This is a genomic window from Mycobacterium sp. (genome assembly GCF_032159565.1).
Lineage (GTDB): Bacteria > Actinomycetota > Actinomycetes > Mycobacteriales > Mycobacteriaceae > Mycobacterium.
On the sequence record NZ_JAVHWR010000190.1, the window covers coordinates 24200 to 31991 of the forward strand.

The 7792-nt window shown below is 67.6% G+C and carries 9 protein-coding genes; 6 read left to right on the forward strand and 3 right to left on the reverse strand.

The genetic code is table 11. The features are described 5' to 3' along the window. The first annotated feature begins 3 nt into the window (after positions 1 to 3). Positions 4 to 1647 carry an FAD-binding dehydrogenase gene (locus QOC76_RS25820; RefSeq protein WP_526361808.1) on the forward strand — a complete coding sequence of 548 codons (1644 nt, stop codon included), beginning with the start codon at positions 4 to 6 and terminating at the stop codon, positions 1645 to 1647. Positions 1648 to 1659: 12 nt separating this feature from the next. Here the strand turns inward: QOC76_RS25820 and QOC76_RS25825 are convergent, their stop codons facing one another. Further along, entirely contained in the window at positions 1660 to 2310 is a 651-nt protein-coding gene (locus QOC76_RS25825) for an MBL fold metallo-hydrolase (RefSeq protein WP_526361810.1), read from the reverse strand. A 31-nt stretch (positions 2311 to 2341) separates the two neighbouring features. On the opposite strand from QOC76_RS25825, the gene QOC76_RS25830 reads away from it, so the two are divergent. Genes QOC76_RS25830 through purQ form a run of 3 tightly spaced genes read left to right on the forward strand, consistent with a single transcriptional unit; the run spans position 2342 to position 3968 of the window. Continuing rightward, positions 2342 to 3019 (forward strand): ATPase, encoded by a 678-nt coding sequence (locus QOC76_RS25830; RefSeq protein ID WP_526361812.1) that lies wholly within the window; start codon positions 2342 to 2344, stop codon positions 3017 to 3019. Between the two features lie 35 nt (positions 3020 to 3054). After that, the gene (gene purS / locus QOC76_RS25835; protein WP_526361814.1) at positions 3055 to 3294 is read left to right on the forward strand and encodes a phosphoribosylformylglycinamidine synthase subunit PurS; all 240 of its coding nucleotides are present in this window, start codon (positions 3055 to 3057) and stop codon (positions 3292 to 3294) included. Next, on the forward strand, positions 3291 to 3968 hold the full coding sequence (gene purQ, locus QOC76_RS25840; RefSeq protein ID WP_526361816.1) for a phosphoribosylformylglycinamidine synthase subunit PurQ: 678 nt from the start codon (positions 3291 to 3293) through the stop codon (positions 3966 to 3968). The genes purS and purQ overlap by 4 nt, the downstream gene beginning before the upstream one ends. Positions 3969 to 4122: 154 nt before the next feature. Here purQ and QOC76_RS25845 read toward each other — a convergent pair whose 3' ends face one another. Both QOC76_RS25845 and QOC76_RS25850 read right to left on the reverse strand, forming a co-directional pair. Next, the gene (locus QOC76_RS25845; protein ID WP_526361818.1) at positions 4123 to 4920 is read right to left on the reverse strand and encodes a family 1 encapsulin nanocompartment shell protein; all 798 of its coding nucleotides are present in this window, start codon (positions 4918 to 4920) and stop codon (positions 4123 to 4125) included. Between the two features lie 4 nt (positions 4921 to 4924). Beyond that, positions 4925 to 5950 carry a Dyp-type peroxidase gene (locus tag QOC76_RS25850; protein ID WP_526361820.1) on the reverse strand — a complete coding sequence of 342 codons (1026 nt, stop codon included), beginning with the start codon at positions 5948 to 5950 and terminating at the stop codon, positions 4925 to 4927. 42 nt (positions 5951 to 5992) lie between these two features. Between QOC76_RS25850 and QOC76_RS25855 the strand changes: the two genes are divergently transcribed. After that, positions 5993 to 7258 (forward strand): M18 family aminopeptidase, encoded by a 1266-nt coding sequence (locus QOC76_RS25855; protein ID WP_526361822.1) that lies wholly within the window; start codon positions 5993 to 5995, stop codon positions 7256 to 7258. Between the two features lie 50 nt (positions 7259 to 7308). After that, positions 7309 to 7653: a VOC family protein gene (locus QOC76_RS25860; RefSeq protein ID WP_526361824.1), complete on the forward strand. Its 345-nt coding sequence runs from the start codon at positions 7309 to 7311 to the stop codon at positions 7651 to 7653. The last annotated feature ends 139 nt before the right edge of the window (positions 7654 to 7792 follow it).

Here is a 7792-nt window from a genome sequence, read left to right on the forward strand (position 1 = left end):
GCCATGGCAGATGCTGATGTCATCGTTGTCGGAGCGGGCCTCGCCGGCCTCGTCGCCGCCTGTGAACTGGCCGAACGGGGCCGTCGAGTCCTGATCGTCGACCAGGAGAACGCCGCCAACATCGGCGGCCAGGCGTTCTGGTCGTTCGGCGGGCTCTTCTTCGTCAACAGCCCCGAGCAGCGCAGGCTGGGCATTCGCGACAGCCACGAGCTGGCGCTGCAGGACTGGCTGGGCGCCGCGGGCTTCGACCGGCCAGAAGACCACTGGCCACGGCAGTGGGCGCACGCTTACGTCGATTTCGCGGCAGGCGAGAAGCGCAGCTACCTACGGGAGCGCGGCCTCACGACCTTTCCGCTGGTCGGCTGGGCCGAGCGGGGCGGCTACGACGCACGCGGGCACGGCAACTCGGTGCCCCGCTTCCACATCACGTGGGGCACCGGGCCTGCGATCGTCGACGTGTTCGCCCGTCGACTCGCCGGCAATGACAGGGTGACCTACGCGCACCGGCACCGCGTCGACGAGCTGATCGTGTCCGACGGTTCGGTCGTCGGCGTGCGCGGCGCGGTGCTGGAGCCGTCGGACGCCGCGCGCGGAGTCGCGTCGTCACGAAACACTTTAGGCGAGTTCGAGTTTCGTGCGCAGTCCGTGATCGTCGCCAGTGGCGGCATCGGCGGCAATCACGACCTGGTCCGCAAGAACTGGCCGAAGCGGATGGGCCGGGTGCCCGAGCAACTGCTCAGCGGCGTGCCCGCACACGTCGACGGTCGGATGATCGGCATCACCGAGTCGGCGGGCGCGCACGTCATCAACAGCGACCGAATGTGGCACTACACCGAGGGCATCACGAATTACGACCCGATCTGGCCACTGCACGGCATCCGGATCCTGCCCGCGCCGTCGTCGCTGTGGCTCGATGCCTCCGGGAAACGCCTGCCTGCACCGCTGTATCCGGGTTTCGACACCCTTGGCACGCTGGAGCACATCGCCCGCACGGGATGGGACTACACCTGGTTCGTGCTGAACGCCCGCATCATCGCCAAGGAGTTCGCGCTGTCCGGGCAGGAGCAGAATCCCGACCTCACCGGGCGCAGCGTCCGCGATGTGCTCGCCAGGGTGCGTCCGGGCGCCCCTGCGCCGGTGCAGGCGTTCGTCGACAAGGGTGTCGACTTCGTCAGCGCGAAGACGTTGACTGAGTTGGTCTCTGCGATGAACACCGTTCCCGGCGTCATCCCGCTGGACTACGCCACCGTCGAAGCGGAGGTGACTGCACGCGACAGGGAGGTCGCCAACCGGTTCACCAAGGACACCCAGGTGACGGCGATCAGGGCGGCCCGCGGCTACCTCGGCGACCGCTTCACCCGTGTCGTCGCCCCGCACCGGCTGACCGACCCGAAGGCCGGGCCGATGATCGCGGTGAAGCTGCACATCCTGACGCGAAAGTCGTTGGGCGGGCTGGAAACCGATCTCGACTCGCGGGTGTTGCGCCACGACGGCGGCGTGTTCACGGGACTGTATGCCGCGGGTGAGGCCGCAGGGTTCGGTGGCGGCGGCGTGCACGGCTACCGCTCGTTGGAGGGCACGTTCCTCGGCGGCTGCATCTTCTCGGGCCGGGCCGCGGGCCGCGCCGCGGCGAGGGACACCGGTTAGTTCGGCTCGCCGTCAGAAAGTGGTGCCGCGCTCGGGCTCGAGCACCTGGAAATCGGTGTCGGTCATCTCGGAGAGCCTGCCGTAGTAGATGCCGCGCGCGTTGGGATCGATGATCGCCTGGTGGATAGGGACGGCGCGGGCCGGTGCCACGGCTCGTAGATAGTCAACGGCCTCGGAGATTTTCATCCACGGCGCCGCGGCAGGCGTCGCGAGCACGTCCACCGGCTCACCGGGCGTGAACAGCGCGTCACCGGGATGCATCAGTCGGGCCGGATGGTCGCCGTCGCCGATCAGATACGAGATGTTGTCGATCACCGGAATCTCCGGGTGGATCACGGCGTGCTTGCCGCCGACGCCGCGGACGGTCAAGCCGCCGACGGTGAACTCGTCACCGACGTTGACGGTCCGCCAAGGGCCGCCCAGCTGCTCGGCGGTCTGCGGGTCGGCGTAAAGCGCCGCCTGCGGATTGGCGTCCAGCAGCGCGGGCAGCCGCTCGGTGTCGGCGTGATCGGGGTGTTGATGCGTGATCAGGATCGCGTCCAGCCCGGTGATGCCCTCGAAGCCGTGCGAGAAATTTCCGGGGTCGAACAGCACCGTCGTCGTAGCGGAATCATCCTTGAACTCGGCGAGTAGGCACGAATGGCCGAAATGCGTCAACTGCATGCCTATATTGTGCGCTCAGGGGTGGTGGGCAATGCGACTGATGCTGGCGGCGCTACTGGCGGCCGGGGGGCTGGCGCTCGGGCCGGGCGTCCTCGGCCCTGCTTATGCGGTTCCGATGAACTGCCCGCCGAACTGTGACCGGATCCCGAATTCCGCATGGATCGCCTCGACGGCGCTGCCGCTGTTCTCGACGTACCGGTGGCCGGGTCTGCCCGGGGTCGCGGTCACCGCGACCGACCCCCGCTTCCGGTTCGAGCAGGCGTGCGCCACACCTCCCGTCCCCGACGATGCCCGCAGCTACGCGGTCGCGGGGCGGGCCGCCGTTCCGCAGCCGGAAGGGCAGTGGCAGCTCCAGGTCCAAGTGGTCCATTGGCGGGGTGAGACCTGGCGCGGCGGCCAGCTGGCGTCGGCCGTGTTCGACAAGGCGGTCGCCGCATTGCGCGGATGCCAGCTGACCTCGCCGCTGACCTCCCCGTCGCTCACCACAGACAGCACCAACCGGATGGCCGCAGTGGTCAGCGGGGTCCTGCCCGCACAGGGGGTGCTGCACGAATACTTACTGGTCAACCCGTACAACAGCACCGTCGTCGAGACGGCGATGTGGACGACAACGCCGCCGCGCGTCGACTGGCCGTCGGTGCCCGATGCGCAAATGCTCGACGCCATGAATGCCCCGCTGTGCACGGCGTACATCGATTCGTGCCGGTGAGGCGGTCGGGCCGACCCCGCCGGTAGAGTGAGCCCGTGGCAAAGGTGGTCGTACACGTAATGCCGAAAGCGGAGATCCTCGACCCTCAGGGACAGGCGATCGTCGGCGCACTTGGCCGCCTCGGCTACAACGGAATATCAGATGTCAGGCAGGGCAAGCGATTTGAGCTCGAGGTCGACGACAGCATCGCCGACGAGACCGTCGCCGAAATCGCCGAATCGCTCCTGGCGAACATCGTGATCGAAGACTGGTCGGTCAGCAGGGAGCCATCATGACAGCGCGTGTGGGGGTCATCACATTTCCCGGCACACTCGACGACATCGACGCCGCACGGGCGGTCAAACTCGCCGGCGCCGAGGCGGTCAGCCTTTGGCACGCCGACGCCGACCTCAAGGGTGTCGACGCCGTCGTCGTCCCCGGCGGCTTTTCCTACGGCGACTACCTGCGCTGTGGTGCGATCGCCAAGTTCGCCCCGGTGATGAAGTCCGTCATCGACGCGGCGACCAGCGGGATGCCGGTGTTGGGTATCTGCAACGGATTTCAGGTGCTGTGTGAAGCCGGGCTGTTGCCGGGCGCACTGACCCGCAACGCCGGTCTGCACTTCGTCTGCCGCGACCTCTGGCTCGAGGTGGCGTCCAACACATCGGCATGGACGACTCGTTTCGAGCTCGGTGCCGATCTGCTGGTGCCGCTTAAATCCGGCGAGGGCCGTTACGTCGCCTCCGATGCCGTGCTCGATCAGCTCGAGGGTGACGGGCGGGTGGTGTTCCGCTACCGCGACAACCCGAACGGCTCGATGCGTGACATCGCGGGCATCTCGTCGTCGAACGGGCGGGTGGTCGGCTTGATGCCCCACCCCGAACACGCGACCGAACCACTCACCGGGCCGTCCGACGACGGGCTCGGCCTGTTCTACTCCGCGCTCGATTCGGTACTGGCCAACGCCTAGGCAACATCACACCTAGGCATCGGGCCGGAGGGCCTCGCTGTCGCTGTCGACACACCGCGAGCGTGCGAGGAATGCCAATTTCGGTCGGCGTGTCGTGTGCAAACACGCACGCTCGCGGGGCCAAAGGTACGGGCGGAGGTCAGGGGTTAGGGGGTCAGGTGGTTAGGGCGACCGAGGCTTCGGCGGTGTAGCAGAGGAACGTCAGCGTCTCCTGCAGGTACAGCTGCACCGTCTCGGCGTCGTGCGACAGGTACCCGATGGAGACGTCGGTGCCCAGCTGCAGATCGAAATCGCCGCCGCGGGTGGACAACACGAACGCGCCGTCGATCGCGGGCGCCCAGATGATGTCGCCGTCGACAAGACGATTGAGGTGTTCGCGGATTGGATAGCCGTGCTCGGTGGTCTCGCTGACCTTCGTGTACACATCCGCGGAGAGCAGCACCGAATACGGGCCGTCGACGCCGGCCAGCCGCAGTTCGGACAGCGCCTGGGCGATCACGTCGGGGATCTCTCGCGCGTCACCGGGCAGCGCGAGCGCCGGGTTGGAGCTGCAGCCCCGGATGCCGCCGATCGAAGCGTCCTGGTACCCCTCGAAGATCGCGCGGTCTTCGACGAACGCCAGCTTCTTCGCGGCCTCCTTGACCGGATCCCAGTCCGAGTCCTGCGAACCGCGCTCGACATCGTCGATCTCGTTGCGCGACAGTGTGAACGGAACACGCAACCGGACCAGCGGCTTGCTCTCGCGGAGGTGGGCGATCACACCGTCGCCCGGTGCCCCCACATCGAGCAGGTGCCCGGTGCTGATCGCCGCGGCGGTGGGACCACCCGGCTCGCTGACATCGACGACGCGTCGTCCGGCGACGTGCCGCTTGAAGGTGCGCGTCGCCTCCATTTCGATTGCCGCCCAAGCCTCTTCGGTTATCGGAGCCAGGTCGCGGTACAGGTTGTTCATCTACTCAAGTTCCTTTCAGGCTGCCGATGCCGAGTGATGCGTCACGCGATGCGGGTACGACGACGACGTCCGCGGGATTCTCCCCGGGCGCCGAATCCGGCGGCGGCGGTGGGTCGTCGAGGAAATCGACCGTCGGGGTGAAGAACATGCTTCCGGTCAGCGCGGTGGAGAAGTCCAGTATCCGGTCGGTGTTTCCCGGCGGATCACCGATGAACATGTTGTCCAGCATCCGTTCGGTGACGGCTGGGGTGCGCGAATAGCCGATGTAGTACGTGCCGAACTCGCCCTTGCCGATTTCACCGAACGGCATGTTGTGGCGGACGATCTTGAGCTCGTTGCCGTCGGCGTCGGTGATGACGTTGAGCGCGATGTGCGAGTTGGCAGGCTTGACCGCATCGTCCATCTCGATGTCGTCGAGCTTGGTGCGACCGATCACCCGCTCCTGCTCCTCGGTCGACAGCGAGTTCCACGACTTCATGTCGTGCACGTACTTCTGGACGTGCACGTAGCAGCCGCCCGCGAAGGCGGCATCCTCGTCGCCGATCTGCGTGGCGGACACCGCAAGCGGCCCGTCCGGGTTCTCGGTGCCGTCGACGAAGCCCATCAGGTCGCGGTTGTCGAAGAACTTGAAGCCGTGCACCTCGTCGACCACCGTGACGGCGCCGTCCATCGACTCGACGAGCTTGGTGGCCAGCTCGAAGCAGACGTCCATCGACTCGGCCCGGATGTGCAGCAGCAGATCCCCCGGCGTCGAGGGCGCGTGGTGACGTCCGCCCTGGATCTCGACGAACGGGTGCAGTTCGGCCGGGCGGGGTCCGGAGAACAGTCGGTCCCACGCGTCGGATCCGATCGAGGTGATCACCGACAGCCTTTTCGACGGGTCGCGAAAGCCGATCGAGCGCACCAGTCCCGAAATGTCCGGCAGCGCGTCGTGAACGGTCGACTCCCCGCCCTCGTCGATCGTGACCACCAGGAAGACGGCCGCCGGAGTCAGCGGCGCCAGAACCGGTTGCGGTAGAACAGCGGGCACCGTTGAACCCTAATTCAAGATCGTGGGCGAAGATGGGGAACCATGTCGGCAAGTGCACAAGGGTTGTGCGATTTCATCGACGCCTCGCCGTCGCCGTTTCATGTTTGCATGACGGTCGCACAGCGACTTGTGGATGCGGGCTTCCGAGAGCTCGCCGAGGCAGACGCCTGGCCGACCTTCGGGAACTTCTTCACTGTGCGGGCCGGGTCGCTGGTCGCATGGCGGGCGGCGGACGCCGACCCCGCTGCGCCGTTCCGGATCGTCGGCGCCCACACCGACAGCCCCAATCTGCGGGTCAAGCAGCATCCGGACCGGTTCGTGTCGGGCTGGCAGGTCGTCGCGCTGCAACCGTACGGCGGGGCGTGGCTGAACTCGTGGCTCGACCGTGACCTCGGCATCAGCGGCAGGCTGTCGGTGCGAACCGCCGACGGAATCGAGCACCGGCTGGTTCGGATCGACGAGCCCGTCCTGCGAGTGCCGCAGCTGGCCATCCATCTGGCCGAGGACCGCAAGTCGGTGTCGCTGGACCCGCAGCGGCACGTCAACGCGGTCTGGGGGGTCGGCAGTGGACCGCGGTCGTTCCTCGGCTACGTCGCCGGGCGGGCCGGCGTGGACGCCGACGAGGTGCTCGGCATCGACCTGATGACCCACGACCTGACCCCGTCGACGCTGGCCGGCGCCGAGGGCGAGCTCCTCAGCGCACCACGACTGGACAACCAGTGCACCTGCTACGCGGGCCTCGAGGCGTTCCTGGCGGCCGAGCCGGCGGGTCGTCTGCCGGTGCTGGCCCTCTTCGACCACGAAGAAGTCGGCTCCCAATCGGATCACGGCGCCCAGTCCGAGCTGCTGCTGACGGTGCTCGAGCGCATCACGCTGGCCGTGGGCGGCGGCCGCGAAGACTTCCTGCGCCGGTTGCCCGGCTCGATGGTGGCGTCGGGCGACATGGCGCACGCGACCCACCCGAACTACCCGGAGCGCCACGAGCCCTACCACCTGATCGAGGTCAACGGCGGGCCGGTGCTCAAGGTGCAGCCGAATCTGCGCTACGCCACCGATGGCCGCACCGCCGCTGCGTTCGCACTGGCATGCGGGCAGGCCGGTGTCCCGCTGCAGCGCTACGAGCACCGGGCCGACCTGCCGTGCGGGTCGACGATCGGACCGATGACCGCCGCGCGCACCGGCATTCCCACCGTCGATGTCGGCGCCGCGCAGCTGGCCATGCACTCGGCCCGTGAGGTGATGGGAGCCGACGACGTCGCCTCGTACTCGGCTGCGCTGCGGGCGTTCCTCGCCCCAGGCCAGGGCTAGGGCGACGGTGATCTCGCCGACTTGTCACAGGGCCGGCATAAGGTCACCGCATGGCGCTCAAGACCGAGAACATCACTATCGACACGACCGACCCCGAGAAGCTGGCCGACTGGTGGGCCCGCGCACTCGACGGGCAGCTAAACCCTGTGGCTCCACCGTTTTTCGTCGTCGTGTCGCTGCCAGAGGGCCCGGGTCTGGCGTTCCAGAAGGTCGATGATCCCACGCCGGGTAAGAACCGCGTGCACGTCGACTTCAGCACCTCCGACATGGAGGCTGAGGTCAAGCGGCTGGTCGGCCTCGGGGCCAGCGAAACCGGCAGAGGCAACTTCGGCGATTTCGAATGGGTGGTGCTCGCCGATCCCGACGGCAACGCGTTCTGCGTGGCGGGCGGCTAGCGGACGACCGGCGCACCGGGCACAATCGCGCCCGTGCTGGCGTCGGTCATTGCGGTAGCGCTCGTCCTGGTCGCGTGGTCGCTGCTGGCCCGCCGGCTCGAGCGCTGGCGTGTCACCGCGCCGATGTTCCTGGTGCTCG

Coding starts and splice junctions, on each gene's coding strand:
- QOC76_RS25820 (WP_526361808.1), top strand. CDS start 4: ATGGCAGATGCTGATGTCATCGTTGTCGGAGCGGGCCTCGCCGGCCTC.
- QOC76_RS25825 (WP_526361810.1), bottom strand. CDS start 2,310: ATGCAGTTGACGCATTTCGGCCATTCGTGCCTACTCGCCGAGTTCAAG.
- QOC76_RS25830 (WP_526361812.1), top strand. CDS start 2,342: ATGCGACTGATGCTGGCGGCGCTACTGGCGGCCGGGGGGCTGGCGCTC.
- purQ (WP_526361816.1), top strand. CDS start 3,291: ATGACAGCGCGTGTGGGGGTCATCACATTTCCCGGCACACTCGACGAC.
- QOC76_RS25845 (WP_526361818.1), bottom strand. CDS start 4,920: ATGAACAACCTGTACCGCGACCTGGCTCCGATAACCGAAGAGGCTTGG.
- QOC76_RS25855 (WP_526361822.1), top strand. CDS start 5,993: ATGTCGGCAAGTGCACAAGGGTTGTGCGATTTCATCGACGCCTCGCCG.
- QOC76_RS25860 (WP_526361824.1), top strand. CDS start 7,309: ATGGCGCTCAAGACCGAGAACATCACTATCGACACGACCGACCCCGAG.